This window comes from Amycolatopsis orientalis DSM 40040 = KCTC 9412 (genome assembly GCF_000478275.1).
GTDB classification, from domain to species: Bacteria; Actinomycetota; Actinomycetes; order Mycobacteriales; family Pseudonocardiaceae; genus Amycolatopsis; species Amycolatopsis orientalis.
The window spans coordinates 1-25,437 of the sequence record NZ_ASJB01000092.1; the positions used below are offsets into that span (position 1 = coordinate 1).

The 25,437-nt window shown below is 69.0% G+C and carries 22 protein-coding genes; 9 read left to right on the forward strand and 13 right to left on the reverse strand.

Annotated elements, in window-relative coordinates; all coding sequences use genetic code 11:
- The coding region (locus L324_RS37235) for an XRE family transcriptional regulator (RefSeq protein ID WP_037320141.1) at positions 1-1,389 on the reverse strand (1,389 nt) is incomplete at its 3' end.
- 435 nt (positions 1,390-1,824) lie between these two features.
- On the opposite strand from L324_RS37235, the gene L324_RS37240 reads away from it, so the two are divergent.
- A complete protein-coding gene (locus L324_RS37240) occupies positions 1,825-2,244 on the forward strand; it encodes a histone-like nucleoid-structuring protein Lsr2 (RefSeq protein WP_037320144.1) in 420 nt (139 codons plus the stop codon).
- A gap of 68 nt (positions 2,245-2,312) precedes the next feature.
- Here the strand turns inward: L324_RS37240 and L324_RS37245 are convergent, their stop codons facing one another.
- The 5 genes from L324_RS37245 to L324_RS37265 all read right to left on the reverse strand — a co-directional run bounded on the left by L324_RS37245 (position 2,313) and on the right by L324_RS37265 (position 6,054).
- Positions 2,313-3,593: an MFS transporter gene (locus L324_RS37245; RefSeq protein ID WP_037320146.1), complete on the reverse strand. Its 1,281-nt coding sequence runs from the start codon at positions 3,591-3,593 to the stop codon at positions 2,313-2,315.
- Entirely contained in the window at positions 3,590-3,940 is a 351-nt protein-coding gene (locus tag L324_RS37250; RefSeq protein WP_037320148.1) for a VOC family protein, read from the reverse strand. The genes L324_RS37245 and L324_RS37250 overlap by 4 nt, the downstream gene beginning before the upstream one ends.
- Positions 3,937-4,104 carry a hypothetical protein gene (locus tag L324_RS37255; RefSeq protein WP_037320149.1) on the reverse strand — a complete coding sequence of 56 codons (168 nt, stop codon included), beginning with the start codon at positions 4,102-4,104 and terminating at the stop codon, positions 3,937-3,939. The genes L324_RS37250 and L324_RS37255 overlap by 4 nt, the downstream gene beginning before the upstream one ends.
- A gap of 304 nt (positions 4,105-4,408) precedes the next feature.
- Positions 4,409-5,338 (reverse strand): SMP-30/gluconolactonase/LRE family protein, encoded by a 930-nt coding sequence (locus L324_RS37260; RefSeq protein ID WP_037320152.1) that lies wholly within the window; start codon positions 5,336-5,338, stop codon positions 4,409-4,411.
- Between the two features lie 74 nt (positions 5,339-5,412).
- Positions 5,413-6,054 carry a TetR/AcrR family transcriptional regulator gene (locus tag L324_RS37265; RefSeq protein WP_037320154.1) on the reverse strand — a complete coding sequence of 214 codons (642 nt, stop codon included), beginning with the start codon at positions 6,052-6,054 and terminating at the stop codon, positions 5,413-5,415.
- 76 nt (positions 6,055-6,130) lie between these two features.
- On the opposite strand from L324_RS37265, the gene L324_RS37270 reads away from it, so the two are divergent.
- A complete protein-coding gene (locus L324_RS37270; RefSeq protein WP_051174339.1) occupies positions 6,131-7,912 on the forward strand; it encodes an AMP-dependent synthetase/ligase in 1,782 nt (593 codons plus the stop codon).
- Between the two features lie 533 nt (positions 7,913-8,445).
- Here the strand turns inward: L324_RS37270 and L324_RS37275 are convergent.
- Positions 8,446-9,225: an isocitrate lyase/PEP mutase family protein gene (locus L324_RS37275; protein WP_037320156.1), complete on the reverse strand. Its 780-nt coding sequence runs from the start codon at positions 9,223-9,225 to the stop codon at positions 8,446-8,448.
- Positions 9,226-9,350: 125 nt separating this feature from the next.
- Between L324_RS37275 and L324_RS37280 the strand changes: the two genes are divergently transcribed.
- Both L324_RS37280 and L324_RS37285 read left to right on the forward strand, forming a co-directional pair.
- Positions 9,351-9,683 carry an effector-associated constant component EACC1 gene (locus L324_RS37280; RefSeq protein ID WP_037320246.1) on the forward strand — a complete coding sequence of 111 codons (333 nt, stop codon included), beginning with the start codon at positions 9,351-9,353 and terminating at the stop codon, positions 9,681-9,683.
- Positions 9,684-9,875: 192 nt separating this feature from the next.
- Positions 9,876-10,643 carry a GH12 family glycosyl hydrolase domain-containing protein gene (locus tag L324_RS37285; RefSeq protein WP_152547117.1) on the forward strand — a complete coding sequence of 256 codons (768 nt, stop codon included), beginning with the start codon at positions 9,876-9,878 and terminating at the stop codon, positions 10,641-10,643.
- Positions 10,644-10,648: 5 nt separating this feature from the next.
- Here L324_RS37285 and L324_RS37290 read toward each other — a convergent pair whose 3' ends face one another.
- Positions 10,649-11,893, reverse strand: a complete 1,245-nt coding sequence (locus L324_RS37290; RefSeq protein WP_037320158.1) for a PucR family transcriptional regulator — start codon at positions 11,891-11,893, stop codon at positions 10,649-10,651.
- An 88-nt stretch (positions 11,894-11,981) separates the two neighbouring features.
- Here L324_RS37290 and L324_RS37295 point away from each other — a divergent pair, with 88 nt between their 5' ends.
- Genes L324_RS37295 through L324_RS37305 form a run of 3 tightly spaced genes read left to right on the forward strand, consistent with a single transcriptional unit; the run spans position 11,982 to position 15,216 of the window.
- A complete protein-coding gene (locus L324_RS37295) occupies positions 11,982-13,475 on the forward strand; it encodes a flavin-containing monooxygenase (RefSeq protein ID WP_037320161.1) in 1,494 nt (497 codons plus the stop codon).
- A complete protein-coding gene (locus L324_RS37300; protein WP_037320164.1) occupies positions 13,472-14,371 on the forward strand; it encodes an alpha/beta fold hydrolase in 900 nt (299 codons plus the stop codon). Before L324_RS37295 ends, L324_RS37300 begins: the two co-directional genes overlap by 4 nt.
- Positions 14,368-15,216, forward strand: coding sequence for an SDR family NAD(P)-dependent oxidoreductase (locus L324_RS37305; RefSeq protein ID WP_037320166.1), 849 nt, complete (start codon positions 14,368-14,370; stop codon positions 15,214-15,216). Before L324_RS37300 ends, L324_RS37305 begins: the two co-directional genes overlap by 4 nt.
- Here the strand turns inward: L324_RS37305 and L324_RS37310 are convergent.
- The 3 genes from L324_RS37310 to L324_RS37320 all read right to left on the reverse strand — a co-directional run bounded on the left by L324_RS37310 (position 15,213) and on the right by L324_RS37320 (position 18,777).
- The gene (locus L324_RS37310; RefSeq protein WP_235783765.1) at positions 15,213-15,857 is read right to left on the reverse strand and encodes a TetR/AcrR family transcriptional regulator; all 645 of its coding nucleotides are present in this window, start codon (positions 15,855-15,857) and stop codon (positions 15,213-15,215) included. The two genes, L324_RS37305 and L324_RS37310, sit on opposite strands and share 4 nt — an antisense overlap.
- Positions 15,858-16,192: 335 nt before the next feature.
- Entirely contained in the window at positions 16,193-17,503 is a 1,311-nt protein-coding gene (locus L324_RS37315) for a lipase family protein (protein WP_037320168.1), read from the reverse strand.
- Between the two features lie 89 nt (positions 17,504-17,592).
- Positions 17,593-18,777, reverse strand: coding sequence for an MFS transporter (locus L324_RS37320; protein WP_037320255.1), 1,185 nt, complete (start codon positions 18,775-18,777; stop codon positions 17,593-17,595).
- A 54-nt stretch (positions 18,778-18,831) separates the two neighbouring features.
- Between L324_RS37320 and L324_RS37325 the strand changes: the two genes are divergently transcribed.
- Positions 18,832-19,575: an AraC family transcriptional regulator gene (locus L324_RS37325; RefSeq protein WP_037320171.1), complete on the forward strand. Its 744-nt coding sequence runs from the start codon at positions 18,832-18,834 to the stop codon at positions 19,573-19,575.
- Positions 19,576-19,628: 53 nt separating this feature from the next.
- Here L324_RS37325 and L324_RS37330 read toward each other — a convergent pair whose 3' ends face one another.
- Positions 19,629-20,780: a thioester domain-containing protein gene (locus L324_RS37330; protein WP_037320174.1), complete on the reverse strand. Its 1,152-nt coding sequence runs from the start codon at positions 20,778-20,780 to the stop codon at positions 19,629-19,631.
- An 899-nt stretch (positions 20,781-21,679) separates the two neighbouring features.
- Between L324_RS37330 and L324_RS37335 the strand changes: the two genes are divergently transcribed.
- Positions 21,680-23,710, forward strand: coding sequence for a tetratricopeptide repeat protein (locus L324_RS37335; RefSeq protein WP_051174341.1), 2,031 nt, complete (start codon positions 21,680-21,682; stop codon positions 23,708-23,710).
- A 314-nt stretch (positions 23,711-24,024) separates the two neighbouring features.
- On the opposite strand, the gene L324_RS37340 is transcribed toward L324_RS37335, so the two are convergent.
- Positions 24,025-25,167: a CDP-glycerol glycerophosphotransferase family protein gene (locus L324_RS37340; protein ID WP_051174343.1), complete on the reverse strand. Its 1,143-nt coding sequence runs from the start codon at positions 25,165-25,167 to the stop codon at positions 24,025-24,027.
- Positions 25,168-25,437: the final 270 nt, after the last annotated feature.

Genomic DNA, 25,437 nt, shown 5'->3' on the forward strand with positions numbered 1-25,437 from the left:
CTGGAAGTAGTGGCCCGCCGCCGTCGCCGTGCGCACCAGCCAGTCGGCGAGCCGGTTCTCCGCCGCTTCGACGGCGTCCGGGGTCTCCTCCTGGGTGAGCCGCTCCATCGCGAACACCCGCAGGAGGTCGTGGAACTGGTACCGGCCGTTCTCCTGTGACGTCTGGAGCAGGCTCGCGTCGGCCAGTTCTTCCAGGAAGAGGGCGGCGTCGTCCTCTTCCTGGGCCTCGATGAGCACCATCGCCGCACCCACGGAGAAGTCGGCCGCCGGAACGACCGCGAGCCGCCGGAACACCATCGCGGCGGCCGGGGTGAGCTGACGGTAGGACAACTCGAACACGCCGCGGACGGTGAGATCACCGGCGGTCAGCGTCGTCAGCCGCCTGCTCCGGTCACGGAGCTGTTCGACCAGCCGCGACAGCGGCCACGTGGGACGGCTCGCCAGCCGGTTGCCCGCGATGCGCAACGCGAGCGGCAGTCGTCCGCACAGTTCGACCAGCTCGAGCGCCGCGGACCGCTCCCGGCCGACCCGCCCGGACCCGATGATGGCCGAAAGCAGCGCGACGGCCTCGTCCTCGCCGAGCACGTCGAGACTGTGCCGGCTCGCGCCTTCGAGTCCCACCAGCATCTGGCGGCTGGAGATCAGGGTGAGACACCGCGGCCCGCCGACCAGGAGCGGGCGGACCTGCGCCTCGTCGGCCGCGTCGTCGAGGACGATCAGGGTGGCGCGGTCCTGCAGCAGGGACCGGCAGAGGCTCACCCGGTCCTCCAGATCCGCCGGGATGCGGACGGCGTCGACCCCCAGCGAGCGCAGGATCACGTGCAGCACGTCCGCCGGTTCGTTCGGTTCGGACGACATCCCGCGCAGTTTCAGGAAGAGCCTGCCGTCGGGGAAGTCGGCCGCGAGGTCGTGGGCCGTCCGCACCGCGAGCGTCGTCTTGCCGGTCCCGGGCGGCCCGCTCAGCACCGCGACCCGGCCCGCCCGGCGCCGCCCGTCGCCCAGATCGGCGACGAGTGTGCGCAACGCGCCGAGATCGTGCTCCCGGCCGGTGAGGTCGTCGACGTCCGCGGGCAGGACGCCGATCAGGGGTGATCCGTAGATCCCGGCCGTCGCGGGCGCCGGGGCGGCGACCGGCTGGGTGCGGCTCTGCTTGGCGACCTTCTGCAGGGTGATCAGTTCTTCGTCGGTCAAGGACAGTGGCCCGGCGAGCGATTCGATCGTCCGGCGCTGGGGGCCTTTGGCGATCCCGCGTTCCATGTCGCTGATGGCCCGGACGCTGACCCCGGACCCCTCGGCGAGTTCCTCCTGCGTGAGGCCGGCGCGAACGCGATGCCCCTTCAGCAACGCCTTGAAAGTGGCGGCGTTCTCGCCTCGGGCGGCGTTCGTCATGGGCCGAATTATCCATACCGGCCCCTGCCCGCTCAACGAGACCTTGGTCCCCCGGGCCCGGAGGCGGTGAGTACGTTGCGGTCCCTTCGCCTGCCCGCGGTCCGGAGCTGAAGGACGCTTTCGTCGCATGCGACGCGGGGAAAGCGCCCTTCACCGCATCGCATGCGGGGAAGGGCCCTTTCAGCCCACGAGTATGTCCTTTATGGACCACCGGTGCGGACCGGAGCGGCGTCATCGCCGAGCGCGGTCCGAGGGTGAGAATCTCTTCACTACCAAGAGAAACCACCTGTCCGAACCGGACGCGACGGCCGGGCCCTGTGGGCCACGCCTCGTGACGACGTCGGGTGTCATACCGCCGATCCGGTGAACCCGCGCTACGCTCATCGTGATAGCTGATGCGGAGGCATTGCCGCATGACCTGGTGAAAGGCTCTTCATGGCTCAGAAAGTCGTCGTCCAGATCGTGGACGACCTCGACGGCGGGACCGCGACTCAGACGGTTCCTTTCGCGCTCGACGGTGTCTCGTACGAGATCGACCTCTCGGACGAGAACGCCGAGGCGTTGCGTGAGGAGCTCGCGCAGTACGTCGGCGCGGGCAAGCGTGTCGGTGGACGTCGCGTCAAGGTCGCGGCCGGGCAGGCGACGGCCGCCGTGGCCGACGGTACGAAAAAGCCGACCGACCGCGAGCGCAACCAGCGGGTGCGCGCTTGGGCGAGCGAGAACGGGTACTCGATCGCCGAACGTGGCCGGATCCCGAACGAGATCTACGAAGCCTTCGACGCCGCCGAACTGGCCGCCAAGTCGAAGCCCGTCGCCGAAGCCCCGGCGCGTAAGCGTTCGACCCGGAAGAAGTAGGCGGACGGTACCGAAGGTCCCTGTGGCGGTCGCCCGGCGCGACCACCACGGGGACCTGAAAGCGGTGTTCAGCCCGCCCGTCTCGCCGCGTACGCGGAGACGAGCAGAGCGACCGCGAACACCACATAAGAGGCGAAAAGCCCGCCCGACGAACTCAAGGTCCCGCCGACGGCGCGGCCCAGGAGCTGTCCGAGGCATTCCGCCGTGATGACCGCGGTCGCCAGTTCCGCGGCCGTGAAACCGTCCGGGCCCGCGGTGGTCGCCCGGATGTACAGACCGGGATAAGCGAGCCCGACCCCGATCCCGCCCACGGCCCACGCGCCGAGTACCACGGCGAACGAACCGCCGGTGGCGAGCGCGATCGCCAAGACGGCCGTGCCGAGGGCGGTCAGGCCCAGTCCGGCCGCGGGGAACCTCCGTGCCGCGGTGAACCGGGTGGCCACCAGGCTCGTCACCGCCCAGCAGAGCGGCGCGGCACCGAGGACGATCGCCGCCCGGCCGAGGCTCACCTGGAATCCGCTCGTCAGCAGCACGGTGATCAGGCTGTCCGCGCCGAAATACCCGGCGGCGAACAACACCATCGCGCCGAGGGCGGCGGGCGTCCCCGGCCGCAGGCGCGCGGTCCCGGCGGGCAGGATCGCGATCATCCCGGCGACGGTGACGATCGCACCGGCGATCGTGAGCGGCCACCATCCCCCGCCGAGCACGACCCCCGCCGCACCCAGCGGTACCAGCAAAGTCCTTGCCAGCGGCCGTGGCGGGCCCTCTTCCGGTGGATCGCCCCTGGCGGCGCGCACCACCATCAACCGTCCGAAAAGGACGAACGGGACCGGCAGCAGCAACGTCCAGCGCCAGCCCACCAGCTGTTCCAGGCCGAGGGTCGCGGCCGGGCCTGCCAGGGCGGGGAGGATCCACATCGCCGACGACACCGCGATCACCTGGATCCGCAGCCGTTCGTCGAGATGCCGGATCGCCGCGCTGACACCGAAAACGGCGAGGAGCCCGCTGGCGAGCCCGGCCGAGAACTGCCCCAGTGCGAACATCCACGCCGACCGGGCGGAAGCGGCCAGCGCGAGCCCGCCGAGGTAGGCGACCATCCCGGCGGCCAGAGTGCCGCGCGTGCCCAGCCGCCGCAGCACCCGGCTCGCCACCGGAAGCGCGACGAACAACCCCAGCGTCGAACCGGCGAGCAGAAGCCCGAGGTCGTCCCGCGCGTCCAGGTCGGCGGTGACGACGGGAAGCAGGCTGGAAGCGACGAAGCCGGTCACCGCGGCCGCGAACTCGAGCGTGACGACGCCTGCCGCGAGGAACAGCGGACCCGTCCGCCGGGCGAGGCGGCCTCCGGTCACGTGTAGAGGTCTCGGTCGTACAGGTTGAGCTGCACCCACACCCCGTCGGGATCCTGAACGCGCATGGAGAACCCGAAGCCTTCGTCGACCGGCGGCTCGGGCTCGAATCCGGCCGCCCGCAAGCGTTCCGCGATGTCCTCCAGCGGTTCGCCGACTTCGAAGGCCAGCTCGCACCGGCCAGCCTCTTCGCCGGACGAGCGGTGGAGGGCCAGCATGCCACCCTCGGCGGGCATCTCGATCCAACCGCCGGGACGGGACACCGATCCGACCCGCAGGCCGAGCACTTGATAGAACCGGGTCATGGCCGCGACATCCGGGCTGTAGCGGATCGGCATCACTCGCATCATGATCGTTCCTCGCTGGGGGAGTGGCTCCGTCGCAGGTGGTCCTCGAGTACGCGCTCGACGAACGCCGAGAGCGATTCGTCGGCGTCCACGGACGCGTGCTTCACCCGCCTGATGAGGTCGGCCGGCAGATACACGCTGAATTGCCGTTTGGCGACCTGAGTCATGCCAGCATGCTAGCAAATGAGCATGCTGGCATACTAGCGCTGCCGACAGAGACTTACTTATTGAGAGGTGAGGCAAGCATGGGCTGGGTGGTGCGCCCTGGGCTGGGTGGGGTTTCGTGGCCTGGGGTGTCCTGAAGGCCCCCTTTCGGACGTGGAGCGTTTCGAAGGTTCCCTTCAGAACGGGATCCGGGCCCGTGTTTCGGAGCCGGTGTCTCCAATGTGGCATTGGAGACCTTGAACGTCTCCAATGCCACCTTGGGGACACATTTGCCCCTACACCTCAATGCTTCGGAACCCTGTTGCGTCAGTCGCTCGCGCCGGGCGGGACGAGCCGCCGCACGGCACCGTCGAAACCGGTGCTGTACAGGCTTTCCGGGTCCCAGCCGGGACCGGCGCCGAACCGCACGGACGAGCCCAGGTGCACACCGGTGGCGATCGCGCAGGTCGCGCCGGAGTCCGGGTCGACGCGGTGGACGATGCCGTGTTCACCGGCCGTGTAGAGCCGTCCGTCGGCCCCGAGGGTCAGGTCGTCGATGATGTTCAGCGGCCACGGCGCCTGAAGCCGGATCTTCTTCGTGGGCGCGGCCGGATTCGCGAGGTCGATCGCGGCGATCTGGAAGTCCGGGTCGCCGGTGTTGGCCACGTACAGAGTGCGGCCGTCGTGGCCGACGACCATGCCGTTGGGGCCGAACAGCTCGGGGCCGAACCGTTCCGGTGCGGCCGGATTCTCCTTGCGTACCAGCCAGAGTCCGCGCTTCGGGCCGATCAGGGTGCTGATCACCGCGTCGCCGTTCGGCAGCACCGTGCCGCCGTCGGGCATGGTGAGACCGGTGGCCCAGGTCCGCCGTTTCCCGGTGTCGAAGTCGTAAATGTCGATGGTGCCGGTCTTCAGGCCGAGCAGCCCGTCGGTCGTGATATGGCCGGTGTTGACGTACAACTCGTTGCCGCGCACCGAAAGCGCGCCCGGCCCGTAGACCGGCAGCAGGGTGCTCGCGGCGCCGTCCGGCGTCACGCGCTCGACGGTTCCGTTGCCGGCGAACAGCGTTCTGGAGACCAGGAGGCCGCCTCGCCCGTCGAAGGCGAGGTTCTCCAGTGGCAGGCCGAGTCCCGTCGCGACGGTGCGCACCTGCCACGGCTCACAGCCCGGCGCGGCCGCCGCCGTCGCGCCCGGTGCGGTGAGGGCCGCCGCCATCACGATCGTCGCGGCGACGACGCCGCGGATACGCCCGGTCATACGAGCCTCCACCGAACTAGTACATGTGTATCAATTTTCTGATACGGGAGTATCGATCAGACGTCCGGAGCGTGTCAATCGGCGAGCGGGAGGCTGGTCTGCCGCCGCAGGTCGTCGGCGTCCAGGGCGAAGGCGAGGAAAAGCCCCTGCAGTGAGCGTTTCGTGAGTTCGACGTCCGCTTCGACCGGTTGCGGACTGGCCAGCCGGTGCAGGGCCAAACCGTCCAGCAGCGCCATGAACGCCTTGGCCGCGCGCCGGGAATCGGCGATGCCGAGAGAGGCGAGGAGAGGTGCGGCCGACGCTTCGAAGGCGCCCATCGCCTCGTCGACGACGGCGCGCATCGCCGGGTTCCTGGCGGCTTCCATGTACAGCTCGTACTGCGCGACGGTCACGCCGAACTTGCCTGCCACCAGCGCCCGGGTGAGCCGTTCGCCGACCTCCAGTACGGATTCCGCGTCACGGACCACGTCGGCGAGCAGTGCGCGCACGATCTCGATCCGCTCGTGGATGTGGAACCGCAGGGCCTCCTCGATGAGTTCCTGGCTGGTCGCGAAGTAGTACCCGGCCGCTGCGGGCGGCAGCCCGGCGTGCGCGGAGACCGCGCGGTGGGTCACCGCCTTGACGCCGCTGTCACAGATCAGCCGCATCGCCGCCCGGAGCAGCAGTTCCCGCCGCTCCCGGCTCCGTGCCTGCTGCTTGCCGCGACTGCCGGTCATTGACTTCCCCTTCGGTCGAACCGATACTAACGTCTCACTCTTAATTGATACGTTTGTATTAATATCGGGAGGGCGGATGGGCTTCGGCGCGGCCGAACTGCGGGAGATTCCCAGCCTGTGCCACGTTTTCCAGCGCACGGTCGCGGAGTCCGGCGACGTCGTCGCGCTGCGGACCCCGGATGACGCGGTGTCGCTGACCTGGCGCCGGTACGGCGAACGAGTGCGGCGGCTGGCCGCCGGGCTGCACGCTCTCGGCGTCCGCCGCGGGGACACCGTGGCGCTCATGCTGGCCAACCGGCCGGAATTCCACCTGCTCGACGTGGCGGCGTTCCACCTGGGCGCGATCCCGTTCTCGATCTACAACACCAGTTCCGCGGAACAGATCGAGTACCTGTTCGCGAACGCGGGCAACCGGATCGTGGTCTGCGAGGAGCGATTCCTCCCACTGGTGGGGAAAGTGGACCGCGTCGTCTGCGTGGACGGCGCTCCCGAGGGCACGATCTCCCTCGCGGAACTGGAAAACATCGAGGCGCCGGGGTTCGACTTCGACAGTGCGTGGCAAGCCGTCGGCCCTGACGACGTGCTGACGCTGATCTACACCTCCGGCACCACGGGACCGCCGAAAGGCGTCGAACTCACGCACCGCAACCTCACCTACAGCATGGGCGCCGCGCTGGAATCGCCGGACATCGCCGCCGCGGTCGAAGGCGGTCGCGTGCTCTCGTTCCTGCCGGACGCCCACCTCGCCAACCGGTACTTCGCGCACTACTTCCCGATCGTCTCGGCGGCGACGATCACCTGCGTGGCGGACCCGAAGGCCGTGGTGGCCGCCCTTCCCGCCGTCCGGCCGACGGTGTTCCTCGGCGTGCCGATGCTCTGGTACAAGATCAAGGCGGGGATCGAGCAGGCCGTCGCGGCGCAACCCGGTGTGCGGCGGGCGATCGCGGAATGGGCGCTCGGTACCGGACTGTCCACAGTGCACGCTCAAGCGGCCGGGACGCCCCTTTCACGATGGTCGCGGCTGCGGCACCGGGTCGCCCGGCGGCTGGTCCTCGACCGGCTGCTCGTCAGGATGGGGCTGGACGCCTGCGTGCTGCCGATCAGCGGCGCCGCCCCGATCGCGGTGGACGCGCTGAACTTCCTGATGGCCACCGGCCTGCCGATCTGCGAGGGGTGGGCGATGTCGGAGACCTCGGTCCACGGCACGATCAACCCGCGGCACGCCATCCGGCCGGGCACGGTCGGGAAAGCCCAGTACGGCGCGGAACTCCGGCTCGCCGACGACGGGGAGCTGCTGATGCGCAGTCCCGCCCTGATGCGCGGGTACCGGCACGATCCCGGGCGGACGGCCGAGGCGATCGACGAAGACGGCTGGCTGCACACCGGGGACATCGCCACCATCGACGCGGACGGTTACGTGTCCATTGTGGACCGCAAGAAGGAACTGATCATCAACGCGGCCGGTAAGAACATGTCGCCGTCGAATATCGAGAACACCCTCAAGTCGGCGAGTGCGCTGATCGGCTCGGCCGTCGCGATCGGTGACCGGCGGCCCTGCGTGGTCGCCCTGATCACCCTCGACCCGGACGCGGCGGCGGCCTTCGCCGAACGGCACGGACTGAAGGCCGATCCCGCCGTGCTGGCCGGGAACCCGGTGCTCCGCGGGGAGATCGCCGACGTCGTCGAGCGGGCCAATGCCCGGCTATCCCGCGTCGAACAGGTCAACGAGTTCACCGTGCTGCCGGTCCACTGGGAGCCGGGTGGCACCGAACTGACGCCGACCATGAAACTCAAGCGCGCGTCGATCGCGGAGACCTACGCCGCCGAGATCGACGCGCTGTACCGGACCCCGTCGTGAGTGGTAATGACGGTTATTGAGAGGTAAGGCGAACATGGCCGGGGGGTGCGCCCTGGGCCGGGTGGGGTTTTCGTGGCCTGGGGTGTCCTGAAGGCCCCCTTTCGGACGTGGAGCGTTTCGAAGGTTCCCTTCAGAACGGGATCCGGGCCCGTGTTTCGGAGCCGGTGTCCCCAATGTTCCATTGGAGACCTTGAACGTCTCCAATGGCACATTGGGGACACATTTGCCCTACCCCTCAATAGAACCGTCGTGTTTAGGTACCTGCCGGGGATAGGTTCGTTGGCGGCTCGGACCATCACCACCGGGCTCAGTGGCACCATCAGTCACAGCGGTAGCGCGTGAAGGTCCCCTTCACGCGGCTCAGCCGAGGAAACTCGACCTTCACACCTTGCCTAGTACATGATGGCCCCCTTCCTTGCGCCAGGCGCAAGGAAGGGGGCCATCATGTACTTCGGCGCGAGCAAAGCCGCAGGCTACGAGCAGGTGCCTAAAGAAATGACGGTTAGAACCGTCATTACCACTCACGACTCCGGTCAGTTCAGCTTGCGGGTGTCGGCGGGCAGGCCGCCGCCCGCGTAGACGTCCTCGGCGAGCTTGGCCAGGGCGGTGAGGGCGACGTTCTGGCTCCACGGGCCGTAGGAGACCCGGGAGACGCCGAGTTCCCGCGCGGTCGCCAGCGGGATCGAGCCGGGGATGCCGATCAGGTTCACCTTGCGCTCGCCCAGCGCCTCGACCAGCCTGCCGACCTGCGTCTCGTCGAGCCTGCCCGGCACGAAGACGTTCGACGCGCCCGCGTCCAGGTAGGCGCGGCCGCGGGTGATCGCCTCGGCCAGTACCTCTTCGGGGTCGCGGTCGCCCGCCTTGAGGAAGGCGTCCGTGCGCGCGTTGAGCACGAAGTCCACGCCCGCGGACTGCGCCGCGGCGACGGCGGCCTCGACGGCCTTGACCGACTCGGCCAGCGGCTTCATCTGGTCTTCGAGGTTGCATCCGACCGCGCCGGCCTCGATCGCCCTGGCGACCGTGCCGCCCGGATCGCCGTAGCCCGCTTCCAGGTCGGCGGTGACCGGGAGATCACCCGCCGTCCGGACGATGAGGGCGACCTCGGCGATCATCTCGTCGCGGGGGATCTTCTCGCCGTCGGGATAGCCGCGCGAGGCGGCGATCCCGTGACTCGGCGTGGCGAGCGCCTGCGTGCCGGGGGTCTCGGCGACGACCTTCGCGGTGATCGCGTCCCAGACGTTGACGACGAGCAGCAGATCGGGGGCGGCGTGCAGCTCCTGCAGCCTGGTGGCCTTCTCGGCGGTGGAAACCATGCCTCACCCTAGAACGACGGAAACGGCCTCGGCGCGGGCACCGGTCAGATCACAAGACGGAATTCCTGTTACGCGCTGAGCCCACGCCACGATCTGTAGGGGGTCACGTCCGAGTGGAGGGCCTCGTGGAGCTGACGATCAACGCCGGTGGCGACGAACAAGCGCTGAAAGAGTTCTGTGACTGGCTCCGCGGCGACGTCGACGTGACACGCTCCGCCACGATCACCACGGCGGGGTCGTGGGATTCGGGGGACCGGGGCGCCTTCGAGGTCATCCGGATGTCCATCGGTTCCCTGACCGGACTGGCCAACCTGGGCATCGCGTGGGGGAATTTCCTGCGCTCCCGCGAAGAAACGCCGCCGTTCACCATCACGATCGACGGCGAACCGACGGCCGAACAGGACGCCATGCTCCGCAACCTGGACCTCCCGCTGGGCAGGCCGGAGGACGGCGGATGAGGCGTTTCGTCGTTGTCCACAAAGGACTCACCGCCAGTGGTGCACGCCGGAGTCGTCAATAACGAACCGGTAACGATAGATGTCGCCTCATTCTTTGGGCTCTTTGCGAACGGGTCACGTCGTGGTTTCCTCGGTGGGTCTCTTTGGGAGCGCTCCCAGAAAGTGGGGCGCCGGACCGTGGCGGAGGAAGCAATGAAGCTGACGAGGTCCCTGGCCGCCTTGATGCTCGCGGCCGCCGCGACACTCACCGTCCCTCTCACCGGCGCCGCACCCGCGCACGCCGACACCCTGATCTGCGACCAGTACGGCGCGACGACGATCCAGGGCAAGTACCGGGTGATGAACAACCGCTGGGGCAGCAACGCCGAGCAGTGCATCTCGGTGCACGACTCCGGTTTCCGGATCGCGTCACAGAAGGGATCCACCGCCACCAACGGCGCGCCGCTGTCGTATCCGGCGGTCTACGCCGGCTGCCACTACGACAGCTGCTCGCCCGGGACGAACCTGCCGAAGCAGCTCGGCCAGATCGGCCGCGCGTCGTCGTCCATCGAATACGGCTTCGCCGGGGGCATCTTCGACGCCGCCTACGACATCTGGATGGATCCGACTCCGAAAAGGACGGGCGTCAACCAGATGGAGATCATGATCTGGTTCCACCGCCAGGGCGGTGTCCAGCCGGTGGGCGGCGCGGTCGGCTACACGACCATCGGCGGGCGGTCCTGGCAGGTGTGGCAGGGCAACAACGGCGGCAACGACGTCGTGTCCTATGTGGCCCCGTCCGCGATGTCGTCGTGGTCGTTCGACGTGATGGACTTCGTCCGCGACGTCGACGCCCGGACCCGGGTGGACGGTTCCTGGTACCTGACGAGCATCCAGGCCGGATTCGAGCCGTGGCAGGGCGGTGAAGGCCTTGCGGTGAACCGGTTCTCGGCCGACATCACCGGCCGTTCCGCCGGCTGAGCGGCTTACGCCCCGCTGCCCAGCCACCGCAACGTTTCCAGCGCGACGGCCACGTTCACCGCGTTCTCCGCCAGCGGCCGGGGGAGCAGCTCGTCCGCGCGCGCCAGCCGCCGCACGACGGTGTTGCGGTGGGTGTAGAGCCGTTCGGCGGTCCGGGTCGTGTTGCCTAGTTCGCGCACGTAGGTCCGGACGGTCTCCCGCGTCTCGGCGTCGGCGTGCCGGAGGTCCCCGAGGGTGTCGGTGACGAATTCGCCCGCCTGCGCCGGATCTCCGGTGAGCAGGGCGAGCAGCTGGATGTCCTGGTACCGCGCGATCTGCTGCGGTGAGGTGAGCCGCGCGAGCATCCGCTGGGTGGCCGCGGCGTCGAGGTGGCTGCGGCGGAAACCGTCGATCCCGCTGCCGGGCCGTCCCAACGCCACCCGGACGTCGGGATGCGGAGCGAGTTCTTCGGCGAGCCGGTCGGCCCGGGGCGGGGTCCGGCCGGGCAGCCAGACCCACAGGGCGGCGGCGCTGGCGACGACGGTCAGCCGGTGCGAAGCGCCACTGGCGCGCATGAGCGTCTCGGCGGCGGTCTCGAGCTGTTGCGACGACGGCGTGGCCGAGCCGCTCCAGACGATCGCGGCCGTGTGGAGCCCGGCGAGCGGGTAGCCCAGCTGGGCTTCGGCCCGTGACCGGCTGATGGGCGCGCCTTCCAGCAGCAGGGTGACCGCGGCGCGCCGTTCGGCATGGGCGCCCCTGGTCAGTTCGCTGCGTTCGGCGGCCATCCGCTGGGACACCGCCGCCACCGTGTCCTCGATGAACGTGGTGATCGACAGCGACGAGACGTCCAGCAGTTCGCGGAGCAGGACGGGGTCGGCGGTGAGGTCGAAGCAGATCTCGATCCACCGGCGCCAGGCCACCCCCTGCGCCCGCCGGTAGGCGTCGAGGCCGCCGGAGTCGAAGCCGCGGCGCACCATGTCCCGGGCGCCGTCGAGCACCTCCTGGTTCAGATTGGCCGGCACCCGCCTGCCCGGATGCTGCACGTTGGCGGCCGCCCAGTGCAGCAGGTTCGCCAGGTTCGCGCGTTTGGTCCCCTCGGTGAGCACGGGGTCCTCGGCGACCGCGCGCATACTGTCCCCGCCGAGCGAGGCTTCGTGCAGCTCCTCGATCCATTCGGCGCGCGGATGCAGGACGATCTCCGCGCCGCGCCGGAAGAGATCCCGTACCTCGGGGGACAGGGTCGGCCACCGCGCTGCGGCACTTTGCACCATGGGCCCATGATGATGGTGCAGATAGTGCTAGCGCAATCCCCCGGCGGACCCGCATCGTGGGGGGAACCGAGACGAGCTGGAGTACCGCATGACGACGAGCACGCCCGTCGAGCACCTCGACGTGGTCATCATCGGCGCCGGGATTTCCGGGATCGGGGCCGCGCGCTACCTGAAGACCGAACTCCCGCACAAGAAGTTCGCCATCCTGGAGGCACGCGGCGCGTCCGGCGGCACCTGGGACCTGTTCCGTTACCCCGGCATCCGCTCGGACTCCGATCTCCACACCTTCGGCTACGAGTTCAAGCCGTGGCGGGACAAGCAGTCCATCGCCGACGCGCCGCGGATCCTTTCGTACCTGCGGGAAACGGTCGCCGAGAACGGCCTCGAACCCAGCATCCGGTACCACCACAAGCTGCTCTCGGCCGCCTGGTCGAGTGACGAGGCCCGCTGGCTGCTCGAGATCGAACGCACCGACACCGGTGAACGCACCCGGCTGAGCGCGGGCTGGATGTTCAACGCGGGCGGGTACTACCGCTACGACGAGGGCTTCACGCCGGACTTCGCGGGCCGGGACCGTTTCCAGGGCACGATCGTGCATCCGCAGCACTGGCCGGACGACCTCGACTACGCGGGCAAGCGCGTGGTCGTGATCGGCAGCGGCGCCACCGCGGTCACCCTGATCCCGGCGATGGCGGGGACGGCGGCGCACGTGACGATGCTGCAGCGCACCCCGACGTACGTCATGCCGGTGCCGCGTGAGGACAAGATCGCCAACGGCCTCCGCAAGATCCTCGGCGAGGAACGGGCCTACGCGCTCACCCGCCGCAAGAACATCCGCAAGGGCCTCGCGGTCTGGCAGTTCTGCCAGAAGTTCCCCAAGACCGCGCGCTCGCTCATCCGCTACGTCAACAAGAAGCAGCTCCCCAAGGGCTATCCGGTCGACGAGCATTTCAACCCGCCGTACGACCCGTGGGACCAGCGGCTGTGCGCCGTGCCCGGCGGTGATCTGTTCGCCGCCATCCGCAAGGGGCGGGCCGACGTCGTCACCGACAAGATCGCGACCTTCACCGAACAGGGTGTCCTGCTGGAATCCGGGCGGGAGCTGGCGGCGGACATCATCGTCACCGCCACCGGACTGAACCTCCAGGTGTTCGGCGGGGCGACGCTCAGCGTCGACGGCGAACCCGTCGTCCTGCCGGAAACCGTCGCCTACAAGGGAATGATGCTTTCCGGCGTGCCGAACGCGGCGTTCGCGATCGGCTACACGAACTCGTCGTGGACGCTCAAGATCGGCCTGCTGTGCGAGCACTTCTGCCGTCTGCTCGCGCATATGGACGCCCATGGCCACGACGTGTGCCGTCCCGTCCCCGCCGACCCGGACATGCCGACGCGGCCGTTCCTGGACTTCGCCGCCGGGTACGTCCAGCGCGCTCTCGACCAGCTTCCGCGTCAGGGCGACCGCATGCCGTGGCTGACCTCGATGAGCTACCACTCGGACATGAAGTTGCTGCGCGCGGACGACATCACCGATCCCGAGCTGCATTTCTCCCGCGCCGAGGTCCGGGAAGCGGTGAGCTCGTGACCGACCAGTTCGCCGACCTGCCCGGCGGCCCGCGGATCTGCTACCGCCAGGACGGCCCCGCCGACGGGGTGCCCCTGCTGCTGATCGCCGGCCTCGGCCTGGATCTCACGTCGTGGCCGCGGCAGCTGATCGAGGGCTTCACCGGCCGCGGCTTCCGCGTGACCCGGCTGGACAACCGCGACGCGGGCCGATCGGATCGCATCAAGGCGCCGAATCCGGGCAAGCTCCGGCAGCTCCTGGCCAAACCGCTCCCCGGCGCCTACGACCTGGGGGACATGGCCGCCGACACCGTCGGCCTGCTGGACCACCTGGGCATCGAGAAGACGCATCTTGTCGGTATGTCGATGGGCGGCATGATCGCCCAGACCGTCGCCGCCCGGAACCCCGGTCGCGTCCTGTCGCTGACGTCGATCTTCTCCACCACCGGCCATCGCCGGGTCGGCCAGCCCGCGCGGTCGACGTTGCTGCGCATGGCGAGGCGGCCCGCCCGGACGGTCGAGGAATCGGTGACCGGGCACCTGTCGCTGATGGGTCACCTCGGTTCGGCCACCTTCCCCCTGGACAAGGACGTCGAAACGGCCTGGGCCGAGGGACTGTGGGAACGGGCCGGGGGACGGCGCGCCCGCAGCGGCATCGCCCGCCAGATCGGCGCGATCCAGGCCAGCGGCGACCGCACCGCCGAACTCCGCCGCATCACCTGCCCGACGGTCGTGGTCCACGGGGACACCGACCGCATGGTCCACCACAGTGGCGGGCGCGCGACCGCGGAAGCCGTGAACGGTGCCCGCTACGTCGAAATCCCCGGGATGGGGCATCACATCGCCCCGGACCTCGTCGACAGGCTCGTCGGGCTCACCGCCGAAGTGGCCCTCGATCCGGCAGGAGAAACCCGATGAGCAGTGTCCGTGGCAAGGTCGCCGTCGTCACCGGCGCCGGTTCCGGCATCGGCCGTCAGCTGGCCCTCGAACTCGCGCGGCGCGGCTCGCGGCTCGCGATGTCCGATGTGGACGAAACCGGGCTGGCCGAGACCGTCGCCGAGGTCAAGGCCCTGGGCGCGGAGGTGCAGGGCGCCGCGCTGGACGTCAGCGACCGGGCGGCGGTCCAGGAGTACGCGGCCACCGTCGCCGGGCAGTTCGGCGTGGTCCACCAGATCTACAACAACGCCGGGATCGCCGGCGGCGGGCAGACCGTGCTCGAGGCCGAATGGGAGCTGTACGACCGCACGCTCGCGGTCAACCTGTTCGGCGTCATCAACGGCACCAAGGCCTTCCTGCCGCATTTGATCGACTCCGGCGACGGCCAGGTCGTGAACATCTCCAGCCTCAACGGTTTCATGGCCCAGCCGACGCTCAGCGCCTACTGCGCCAGCAAGTTCGGCGTCCGGGGATTCACCGAAGCGCTGCGCACCGAGATGATCGCGGGTGGGCATCCGGTGCGGGTCACGGTCGTCCACCCGGGCGGCGTCAAAACCGGTATCGCCTCGGCGGCGCTGAAGGAAGCCGAGGCCCGCGGCATCGAACCCACCGCCGAACAGCGGGAGCGCGTCCGGGTGTACAACGAAAAACTGCTGAAGATGCCGGCCGATCAGGCCGCCCGCATCATCCTCGACGGGGTCGAGGCGGGGAAGCCCCGGGTGCTCGTCGGGAACGACGCGAAACTGGTCGACAGGCTCGTCCGGCTGCTCCCGCGCCGGTACCCGAAACTGATCGTCGACTTCGAGCGGCGGCGTCTCGCCCGCTAGACGTCGATGCCGCGGTGTCCGAACAACCCGAGTAGCCACGTGTAGCGGACGGCTTCCCTTGCCTGGCCGTAGGCGTCCTCGGTGGCGTTCCAGATGGCCTGCGTGATCAACTCGATCGTCGCGGCGACGACCGTCCGCGCGGTGAACGGCGGCGGGGCGGGCAGGGTGGGATCGGTGGCGCGCAACCATTTCGCCGTCCGGTCGAAGACGGCCTCGCCCGCGCGCAAGGTGGTCTCGCGCGCTTCGAGCCCGGCGTCGCCGAGAGCGTAGATCTCCAGCAGGGCGGCGCGGACGGCGGTGGGGCGCCGGTGCACGTAGTCGACGAGGAAATCGCAGCAGGCCGCGACGGCGTCCAGCGGGGTCGCGGCCTCGGCGCCCGCGGCCACCCCCTGCGCGATGAACTCGGTGGTGATCTCGCGATAGGCGGCGAGGAAGGCGTCCTGTTTGCCGGTGAACTGTTCGTAGAACGAGGTCCGTGACACCCCCGCGGTGGCGGTGATGTGGCCGACGGTGGTGGCGACATAGCCGCGTCTGCCGGTGTTCTCCAGAACCGCGTCGATCAGCCGGGCACGCTGGGTGCCGGCGACCTCGTCGCGGCTGAGCTTGTGCGGCCCCTTCGGCAGCTTGCGGTGCTCGGTCACGTGCGGCACCGTACCGTCACTGACCCGGACTTGGGCCTGGCGAAGCCGCATAACTACTGGTTCGTGCCGCTCCCAGGACAGCGACCGAGGTGAGGGGTGTGTGGATTTAGGGACGTTCAACGTCCCTAAATCCACACACCCCTCACTGGCGGTAACACTTGCGCGCCGCAGCCGCAGCGAGTGGCCATGTGGGGCCGAAGACGCGGGCCTGCGACGAAACCGTGCGCCTTACCCAAACGGGCGCCTGGGTCCCGGCCCGCCTGACCAGCGGAATCCATGAAGGCCTCCTTCCCTGCCTTGAGAGTAGGGAAGGAGGCCTTCACGGACCTGTGCGGTCAGGCTGCCGGGACCTCCGGCGCCAGCGAGTTGCCGGGCGCGATCTTCCCGCAGCTGGTCGGCGCCTGCTTGCCGGCGAACCGGTCGTTGAGCCAGCCGATCGCCAGCGGCGCCCAGGCGACGGCCGCCCCGACGTGGCTCAGCGTGTTGTACTGGTCGTACCTGATCGACTTGTTGCCAGTGGCGCAGTACTGCCGGGCGAGGGCGCGCACGTCACCCGCGACCATCACCCCGTCACCGGTCCCGATCCCCGGCGGATTGCCGAAAGTGCCTTCCACGACACCGTTGTTGCCCTGCGCGATGAAACCGGGCACGGTGGGCGTCGGCGCGGAGCCGAGATTGACCTTGTTCACGGCCTCGACGTACGGGAGCACCGTGTTCGGGTTGGCGTACTCGGGTTTGACGAACTTCTCCCACGTCAGCCCGGGATAGCGGCCGAGCGCGTCGGCGATCGACGCCTTGTCCAGATCCTTGAGCACCTGCAGGCCATAGGAGTTCGCGTACGGCTTGAGATCGATGTCGAAGGACCGGGAGACGCCGATGAGCGCCATCGGGATGACGCCGGTCCACGCGATACTTCCGTTGACGTACTTGAGATTGTGCGAGGGTTTGACGAGCACCCCGCCTTCGGTGAAACCGACGAGATTCTTGTTGACGTCGGGCGCGTACTCGGGCGCGAGTGCCGCCGCCCAGCCGGTCGCGATGGCGCCCCCCGAATAACCGATGAGACCGAACCGCGTCCCGTCGTTCATTCCCGTTTCCGGGGCGCGGATCGCGGCGCGGACCGAGTCCAGGGTGTTGGTGCCGTATTCCGGCCCGGCCGCGAAGTTCGCGTCCTGGCCTTCGGTGTCGGGAATGACGACGTTGTAGCCCAGCAGCAGCGCGGGCGCGATGAAGAGGGATTCCGCGTTCGCGATCAGGCCGCCGAACGAGACGTCACCGGCGATCGCCCTCGACGGCCCGTGCTCGGGATTGAGGGAGTCGTAGAATGACTGGTACGAAACGGCTTTGGTGCTGTCACCGGTGAGACTGCGGAGCACCGAAGTGACGTTGGCCGACGGTTTTCCCAGCGCGTCGGTGGTCCGGTAGAGCAGCTGGGTCACTTTGAGCGGCGTGGAAATACCGAGGACGTGGTAATTCAGCGTCCGGGTTTTCAACACGGTTCCCGGGCTGTACGACGACAACGGTTCGCTGCCGTCATAGCTGTAGAACGGATCGGTCGTGGTGGCGGCGGAAGCGGCGGGCGCGGCGGCGAAAGTGAGGACGAGCGCGATCGCGACGGCCAGCAGGCGAGCGGGCTTTCGGGTCATGACTCCCCTTTGAATCATGAAGTGGATCACAGTGGGATGTTCCGGAACCTACCAGCCGGTAACTGACGATGTACAGGGGCGTACATCATTTATCCCCGCGAATTTGACAGTTTTCCTTCGCGCGGCGTTCCGATTTGGACGGAGCACGGCTCCGGCAGGGTCCGGGTTGTGATCCAGCACAAAAGCGGCAGGACGATCAGGGGAATCAGCGCCGTCCGCAGGGAGGTGTGGTCGGCGATCGTGCCGATGACGGGACTCGCGAGGCCGCCGATGCTGACGGTCAGGCCGAGCGTGACCCCGCTGGCGGTCCCGACGCGGCGGGGAAGGTAGTCCTGGGAGAGCGTGATCTGCAGCGAGAACGGGATGTACAGGCCCACCGCGGCCAGCAGGACGAAGGGGAAGAACGCCGGTCCGGGAACGAACACGACACCCGCGACGGCGACGACGGTGCCCAGATACGACCAGCGCACGAGCGTGACCCGGCCCCAGCGCCCCGCCAGCCTGCTGCCCAGGAGCGTGCCCCCGGCCCCGCCGAGATACAGCAGGAACAGCGCGGCACTGCCCGTCGTCGTGCCACCGCCGGTCCGCTCCTGCGCGTAGAGCGAGACGAAGGTGCTCAGCCCCATGAAGACGATCGAGCGGAAGACGACGGCCAGCGACAGCTTCCCGAACGACTTCCAGTCGTCGGTTCCCACGCCGCCCGCGGTGCGCCCGCCGGTGCCGGTGGGTTTGGCGAGCAGACGCAGCACGGGCAGGCAGAGCACCGCGCCGGCCAGGGCCGGGACGACGAGCAAGGGGGAGGCGGGCAGGCCGCCGAGGGTCATGACCGCGGCGACGAGCACGGGAGCGGCCGCGAACCCGATGTTCCCGCCGAGGGAGAACCAGCCCATCGCGGTATGGCCGCCACCGCTCGCGCTCCTCGCGACCCTGGCCGCCTCGGGATGATAGGCGGCCACCCCGATCCCGGACACCGCCACGAAAACCAGTGTCAGCGGGTAGGAATCGACGAACCCGCCGAGTCCGATGCCGGCTCCGCCGAGGACCGTGCTCACCGGCAGGAGCCACGGCATCGCCCATCGATCGGTCAGCGCGCCGAACAGCGGTTGCGCCACCGAGGACAGCAGGGACGCGGCCAGCACGATGCCCGACACCGCGGCGTACCCGTAGGCCCGCTCGGCGGCGAAGAACGGCACCAGCGCGGCCACCGAACCTTGGTAGACGTCGACGCAGGCATGGCCGGCCGCCAGCAGGATGATCGCTTTGTTCTTCGGCATCCCGCCATGCTCGTCGGCGGTCACAGTGTCGCGCTTCCGATAAAATGACAAACGATGACGGAAATCCGCCACTTGCCCGCCGCGCCGACGCAGGTCCGGTCCCTGGCCTCCGGCACGACGGTCGACGCGCACCGCCACGACGATCATCAGGTCGTCTACGCCGCCCATGGCGTACTGGCCATCACCACCGACAGGGGCTCATGGGTCGCTCCGGCCACCCGGGCCGTCTGGGTGCCCGCCGGGACCGTGCACGCCCATCAGGCGCACGGCGACCTCGAACTCCACCTGGTCGGCCTGCCCGCGACCGAGAACCCGTTGCGGCTGGACGGACCGAGCGTGCTGGCCGTCGGCCCGCTCCTGCGTGAGCTGATCCGCGCCTACACCGGCCCGCCGCGCGAGGACACCCCGGAACGACGGCGGTTGCGCGCGGTGCTGCTCGATCAGCTTCGCGCCTCACCACAGCGGCCCCTGCACCTGCCGACGCCGGAGGATCCGCGGCTGCGCGCGCTGTGCGAGATCCTGAGCGCCGATCCGGCCGACAACCGGACGCTGGCCGCCCTCGGTGCCCGGGTCGGGGCCAGCGACCGCACCCTGGCCCGGCTCTTCAAGGCAGACCTAGGCATGACGTTCCCGCAATGGCGTACCCAGTTACGGCTCTACCGCGCGCTGGTGCTCCTCGCCGAGAACACGCCGGTGACCGCGGTGGCGCATGCCTGCGGCTGGGCGTCCACCAGCGCGTTCATCGACGTCTTCCGCCGCGCCTTCGGGCATACGCCGGGCGCGCACTACCGCCGGTGAAAAGAAAACGGGGCCGGTCCACAAAGGACCGGCCCCGTTCTTCGTCAGAGTGCTTACGCCTCGCTGCGGCGACGGCGCACCAGCAGCACCATCAGCACACCCGCGCCGAGGAGCGCGCCGCCGATGACCAGCGGCATGGTCGCGGAGGCACCGGTGTTCGCCAGCTCGTTGCCGCCACCCGACTCGGCGCCACCGGGGGTGGTGGGGGCCGGGGTGGCGGGCGCGCCGCCCTGCTTCCAGCTCGCGGTGGCGTTCGCGACGACCGAGGTCTTCTCGGACTCCGCGACGATCAGTGACTGGGCGGGGACCTTGGCGTAGTTCTCGCCCACGAACAGACGGCCGGTGTCGAGGTGGCCGCTGACCTTGAGCGCGAAGGAGCCGGAGCCGTCCTTGGCGTCCTTGGGAACGTCGATGAAGACCTTCGTGCCGTCCTTGATGTTGGCGGCCTTGATCTCCTTGCCGTCGGCGTCGGTGACCTTGACGCCTTCGGGCAGCTTGCTCGTCAGCTCGGTGATGTCACCGGTGGTGGCGATGCTGAACGGCCCGACGCGGGTGCCGGTGGCGCCTTCGGCCTTGGCGGGCCCGATGTCCAGGGTCGGCTTCGGCTGCTGTCCGATACCGGTGTTGTCCTTGCCGGTGAGGTAGTCGTAGAGGGCCAGCACGTCGGCGGACTCTTCGGCGCTCTCGTAGGGCAGCGGCTTCTTGCGGTCGAGGTCCTTGCCGTCACTGAAGTGCCAGACCGCGGCCTGCGTCGCGGTGACGGCCTCCTCGACGGACAGGCCGTCGGTCAGCTTGACGTCCTTCTTGCCGAGCGCGCTTTCGATCGCCTTCACGGCGACGGCCGGGTAGCCGTGGTGCAGCACCCAGTTGATCTTCTCGTTGTTCTTGTTGAACGGCGAGGCGGCGTCCGGGTACTTGTTCCAGGGGCGCTCGATCATGTCCTGGTCGGTGCGCATCCCGACCTCGACCTGCACGCAGTACATCTTGAGCTTGCTGCCATCGGAGAGCTTCAGGCCGAACAGCTTCGTGACGTAGTGCTGCCCGCTTGTGAAGTTGACGCTGAAACCCTCGGTACCTGCGCCTTCGACGACCCGGCCCCGCGCCGCGCCGTCGTCGGCGAGGGCGGCCGGAGCGGCCATCGTCAGCGCGACGGCCGCGGTGGCGACCGCGATCCCGCCGCGAACCAGAACTGACCTGCCGTGCATGTGTCTCCCATCCGAATACGGACCACGAATGCCAGCGCCGTGTGCGACCACAGGCCCCGACCGCAACGGCTCGCTCACATGGGGGATCAGTAATCCCATCGAGCGAGAGCGGAGCATACCGACGTCACACAACCGACTACTCCGGGGTAGGGGCGATGTCCGAATTGCCCCAAAAGAAGAGTGAACGCCACGAGAACGATCTTGGGTGAGTAGATGACTCGGTGTCACGGCCGCCCGTGCCGCGGGCCCGGCCGTCCCGAACCCCGCCGACGGTATTCGGGCGGAATTCCCGCTGTGAAAGAAATCGTTCGGCCTGTCCGAAGTGCTTTGTGAAAAGGTTCCGGTAGTCTCTCTTTTTCCGGTCCCTATCCAGTGCGCCGTAGGTGTGGATTGTGGGCAATGGCGGCCGTCGAAGCGGTGATGAGGGGACGAAGTGCGCGAGATCACAGTACGTAGTGATACCACTCGGCCCTCCTGCATTCAGGGGTATCCGCACCTTCCGATCGCGCAATAACCTTGCTTCTTTCGGGTGGATGTACCGGGCTCGCCGTAGTTGGTCGTGTTCGGCGAGGTAGACAGGGAGGTTCGGGGATTTGTCGGGAGTTCTCGGATGAGACGTGGCGGTACGGCACGATGTGGGTCCGTGTCCGGGTGGTGTGCGGACAAGAGAATACGGTCGTGTGGGGGGATCACGAGCATGCTTTCTTCAGTGCGGGCGCCATCGGGAAAACCGCGTTTTCGGGCATCGCTGAATGCGGTGTTCATCCGAGAAGAATGGCGGCCACGCAAATCGGATCCGTCCGGCGACCGTTCGGGGTGCGGTCATGGGGGATGATTTCGGTACGGCGTCGTCGTCAACCGCCGTGCGATCGCCTTCGAGTCCTCCCATTCCCCGGCAGTTGCCTCCGGTACCCGCGCATTTCACCAGCCGCGTCGCCGAACTCGAGGCACTCGACTCGGCCGCCGCCTGCCAGGAGGGCGACCCGCTCGACCGGTCGCCCGCGGTGACCGTCGTGGTCGGCCCCGGCGGGGTCGGCAAGACCGCGCTCGCCATCACCTGGGCGGTCCGCAACGCCGGGCGTTTCCCGGCGGGCCAGCTGTACGCGGATTTGCGAGGGTTCTCGCCGGAGACGGCCCTCCCGCCCGAGGACGCCCTTGGCGCGTTCCTGCGCGCGCTCGGCGTCCCGCCGGAACGGGTACCGATCGGCCTGGCCGAGCAGACGGCGTTGTTCCGGACCATCACGGCGGGGCTGCGGCTGCTGCTGGTGGTGGACAACGCGATCTCCGCCGCCCAGGTGCGGCCGCTGATCCCGGCTTCGTCGGGGTGCGTCGTGGTGGTCACCAGCAGGCTGAGGCTGGACGGCCTGCACGCGGAGGGCGCGCGCTTCGTCGACATGGCGCCGCTGCCGCAGGAACACGCCGTCGAGCTGCTGGAGCGCTCGGTGGGGAAATCGCGCGTGGCCGCCGAACTGTCCGACGTGACGGCGCTGGCGACCTTGTGCGGCCGCCTCCCGATCGCCCTCCGGGTCGCGGGCGCGCGATTGGCGTCGCGGCCGAAGTGGCCGGTGGCCCGGATGGTGGCGGAGCTTCGCGACGAACGGGTGCGGCTGGCGAAACTCTCGCCGGTGGGAGAGGCGTCGTTGACGGCGACCTTCGACTCGTCGTACGCCGCCCTGCCCCCGCACGCGGCCCGGCTCTATCGGCTGATCAGCGAACATCCGGGTCAGGCCGTCGAAGTGGGGGTCGCGGCCGCGGCCGTCCGGGTCCCCGAAGACGAGGCCGCGGACGGGCTGCAGGTGCTGGCCGACGCGAGCCTCCTCGAAGAGGTCGGCGAGGGCAGCTACCGCTTCCACGATCTGGTGCGGTTGCACGCCAAGTCGCTGCCCGACGACGAACGCTTCGACGTCGTCCCGCGGATCGCGGACTGGTATCTGCACCGGATGACCCGGGCGAACATGGTGGTGATCCCGATGAGATGGCGGGTCAGCACCGTGCGCGCCCGATACGAAGGTTCGCCGCCCCTGTTCGATACGGGCGCGGAAGCCCTTCGCTGGCTGGACGAACGGCTGCCGGACATCGTCGAGGTTCTCGAAGAGACGTTCGCGCTGGGGAACGACGAACTGACCTGGCAACTGTGCGAAGCCCTCTGGGAACTGTTCATGTACCGCAAGCACTATCAGCGGTGGATCCGGACGCACGAGATCGGGATCGCCGCGGCACACCGGTGCTCCCACGCGGTGGCCGAAGCGCGGCTGCGCTGCCAGCTCGCCCGCGCCTATCTGGATCTGGAACGGTTCGAAGCCGCTGAACACGAATGCTCGAAAGCGGCGGAACTGGCACGAGGGGCGGGAAGCCGGCACAACGAGTCCGTGGCACTGGACCAGCTGGGCATGGCGGCCCAAGGGCTCGGCGACTTCGAGCGGGCGGTCGAATTCTTCAGCGAAAGCCTGGTGATCGAAGGCGAACTCGGGATCGACCGGGGCGTGGCGCTGAGGCATCGCCGGATCGGTGAGGCCCTGCTCCAGGCGGGCCGGACCGCCGACGCCGTACGGCATTTGAGCCTCGCGCAAGAGATGTTCCTCGAGATCGGTGACGGGAAGGCCGAGGCCCGGGTCTGCGTGGCGCTGGCGCTGATCGGGGCGCGCGCCGGCGAGATCACCGCGGCGAAGCGCGAACTGGAGCGCGCCGCCGCGGTGTTCGCCGAGTCAGGCTCGCCCGTCTATCAGGCCGAGGTGCAGGTCGCCTTCGCCGAGGTCGCCGAACTCGAAGGCGATTTCGATGCCGTTCGCGTCCGGCTGACCCGAGCGCTCGAGCTGTGCGGTCCGGTCGGCGGGCCGCTGGTGGACCGGGTCCAGGCCCGGCTGGAGGCATTGAGCGCACCACCTGATCGACCTCAGCCGCCGGAGTCGGCGACGGCCCAGCGACCATAGATACGCGCCCGCGCCGGCCAGTGCGGCGGACTCGCAAGGGATGAGGACCAGGTCCCCTGTGCGGTCGCCGAGAAGGCAGTACCCGGGCGGGCACGGGACGGCGGCGATCGTGAGACCGGGCAGGCGGTCGAACGCGCTCGCGATCACGGCACGGGCGTCCGCGGCACGACGCGGTCCGGAGTGGACCAGCACGTCGGCGAGGGAAGCGGGTACGCCGTCACCGGCCGTGGCGAGGAGGAACGAGATCTCACCGGCGCCGACGCGATGGATTCCTTGGTGCGCCGAGGAAAGGACGCGCAGCCGCGTCCACGGGGTCAGCACGGCAGCACCTCCGCCATCCGCACCGGCGACACCGGGATCGCCCTGACGGGTTCGGGCAGGCCGAGGAGCCGGTACATCTCGGTGCGCAGGATCGCCGCGGCCTCGCCCGGACGCGACGACAGGAGAGCACTGACGCGCGAGGCGACGTCCGCCGTGTCCCCGCAGAACAGCTGGGGCACCAGGGGACTGCCGGGATCCCATCGCGGCGCGTGTTCGGCGACGACCGCGCTGGGTGTGCCGGGCAACAGCGGCTGCGTGCCGTTCACGGCCAGGAGAACGGGTTTGCCGATGCCGGCCGCGTAGCCGGTCACGGAGCCGTAGTCGCCGATGACGTGGTCGGCGGCGATCAAGGCGGCACGCCAGCTTCCTTCGGGGCGGAGGAGGGTGAGCCCGGCCCGCAGGCTGTCGGCCAGCCACGAGCGAATCTGCCAAAGGCTGTGGTGTGACCAGATCTGTGGGTGAAGGACACCGACGACCTGAAACCGCTCCGGCGGGAGTTCGTCGAGAACCCGTTCGAACAGATCGGGATGACGGCCGTAGGCCGAGCGATCGGACCAGGTCGAGGTCACCATCACCAGACGCCGGTCGGTGGGCACGCCCAGTCCCCGCCGGTAGTGCTCGCGGAAGGGAAGGCCGGCGGTGAGCCGGTCCAGCGCGATGTCACCCGCTACGATCGCGGCGGGCACCGCCTGGGGACAGGCCTCGGCGAGGACGTCCATCTCGCGGTCGTGAACGAGCACGATCGAATCGGCGCGCACCCGGCCCTCCCGCATCAGCTGGCCCGCGCCGAGCCCGACCTGGGGACTCCAGCCATGGCCGGCGTCCGGCGGCCGCCACGGCCGGTACTGCGCGAACCCGCCGCCGTGCGGGATCAGCAGCACCGGTCCGGTGACCTCGTCGATGCCACGCTGGCTGGCGGCCAGGACGAGGTCGTACTCGCCGCGCCGTGCCTGGGCCCATGGCAGGACGACGCCGCCTTGGGCGGCCACGAAATCGTCCGTGGCGCGCCAGGACTCCCAGGGTTCCGGGATCGTGAAGATCACCTGGAGCCGGTGATCCGCCTCCAGGAGCGGAAGCAGATCGAGGAGCCGGTTTCCGGCGACTATGTACGGGACCATCACCAGTACGGATTTCACGCCTTTGCGTGTCGCCCAGTGCTGATCACGACTTCCCGCCGGACTACGGACCCACGATAACTCGGTCATGACATTTCCCCTCGCCGGATCTTCGGTATCCGTAGCCAGCATGGGAGTGCACGTGAAGAAAACGGCTTCGGCCGGTTGCCAGATCATTGACAAGTGATCAACGGTGATCGCCGATGTTTGACAAATACCTCGATGACCTGGCCTTATGTGCCGCCGGGTGGAAAAATGATCCGGCGGGACAGGGGTGGCGAACCCGGTTCG

Coding starts and splice junctions, on each gene's coding strand:
- L324_RS37255 (WP_037320149.1), bottom strand. CDS start 4,104: ATGACTCAGGTCGCCAAACGGCAATTCAGCGTGTATCTGCCGGCCGAC.
- L324_RS37240 (WP_037320144.1), top strand. CDS start 1,825: ATGGCTCAGAAAGTCGTCGTCCAGATCGTGGACGACCTCGACGGCGGG.
- L324_RS37275 (WP_037320156.1), bottom strand. CDS start 9,225: ATGGTTTCCACCGCCGAGAAGGCCACCAGGCTGCAGGAGCTGCACGCC.
- L324_RS37315 (WP_037320168.1), bottom strand. CDS start 17,503: ATGACCCGAAAGCCCGCTCGCCTGCTGGCCGTCGCGATCGCGCTCGTC.
- L324_RS37265 (WP_037320154.1), bottom strand. CDS start 6,054: ATGACCGGCAGTCGCGGCAAGCAGCAGGCACGGAGCCGGGAGCGGCGG.
- L324_RS37270 (WP_051174339.1), top strand. CDS start 6,131: ATGGGCTTCGGCGCGGCCGAACTGCGGGAGATTCCCAGCCTGTGCCAC.
- L324_RS37290 (WP_037320158.1), bottom strand. CDS start 11,893: ATGGTGCAAAGTGCCGCAGCGCGGTGGCCGACCCTGTCCCCCGAGGTA.
- L324_RS37325 (WP_037320171.1), top strand. CDS start 18,832: ATGACGGAAATCCGCCACTTGCCCGCCGCGCCGACGCAGGTCCGGTCC.
- L324_RS37250 (WP_037320148.1), bottom strand. CDS start 3,940: ATGATGCGAGTGATGCCGATCCGCTACAGCCCGGATGTCGCGGCCATG.
- L324_RS37295 (WP_037320161.1), top strand. CDS start 11,982: ATGACGACGAGCACGCCCGTCGAGCACCTCGACGTGGTCATCATCGGC.
- L324_RS37305 (WP_037320166.1), top strand. CDS start 14,368: ATGAGCAGTGTCCGTGGCAAGGTCGCCGTCGTCACCGGCGCCGGTTCC.
- L324_RS37320 (WP_037320255.1), bottom strand. CDS start 18,777: ATGCCGAAGAACAAAGCGATCATCCTGCTGGCGGCCGGCCATGCCTGC.
- L324_RS37330 (WP_037320174.1), bottom strand. CDS start 20,780: ATGCACGGCAGGTCAGTTCTGGTTCGCGGCGGGATCGCGGTCGCCACC.
- L324_RS37260 (WP_037320152.1), bottom strand. CDS start 5,338: ATGACCGGGCGTATCCGCGGCGTCGTCGCCGCGACGATCGTGATGGCG.
- L324_RS37285 (WP_152547117.1), top strand. CDS start 9,876: ATGAAGCTGACGAGGTCCCTGGCCGCCTTGATGCTCGCGGCCGCCGCG.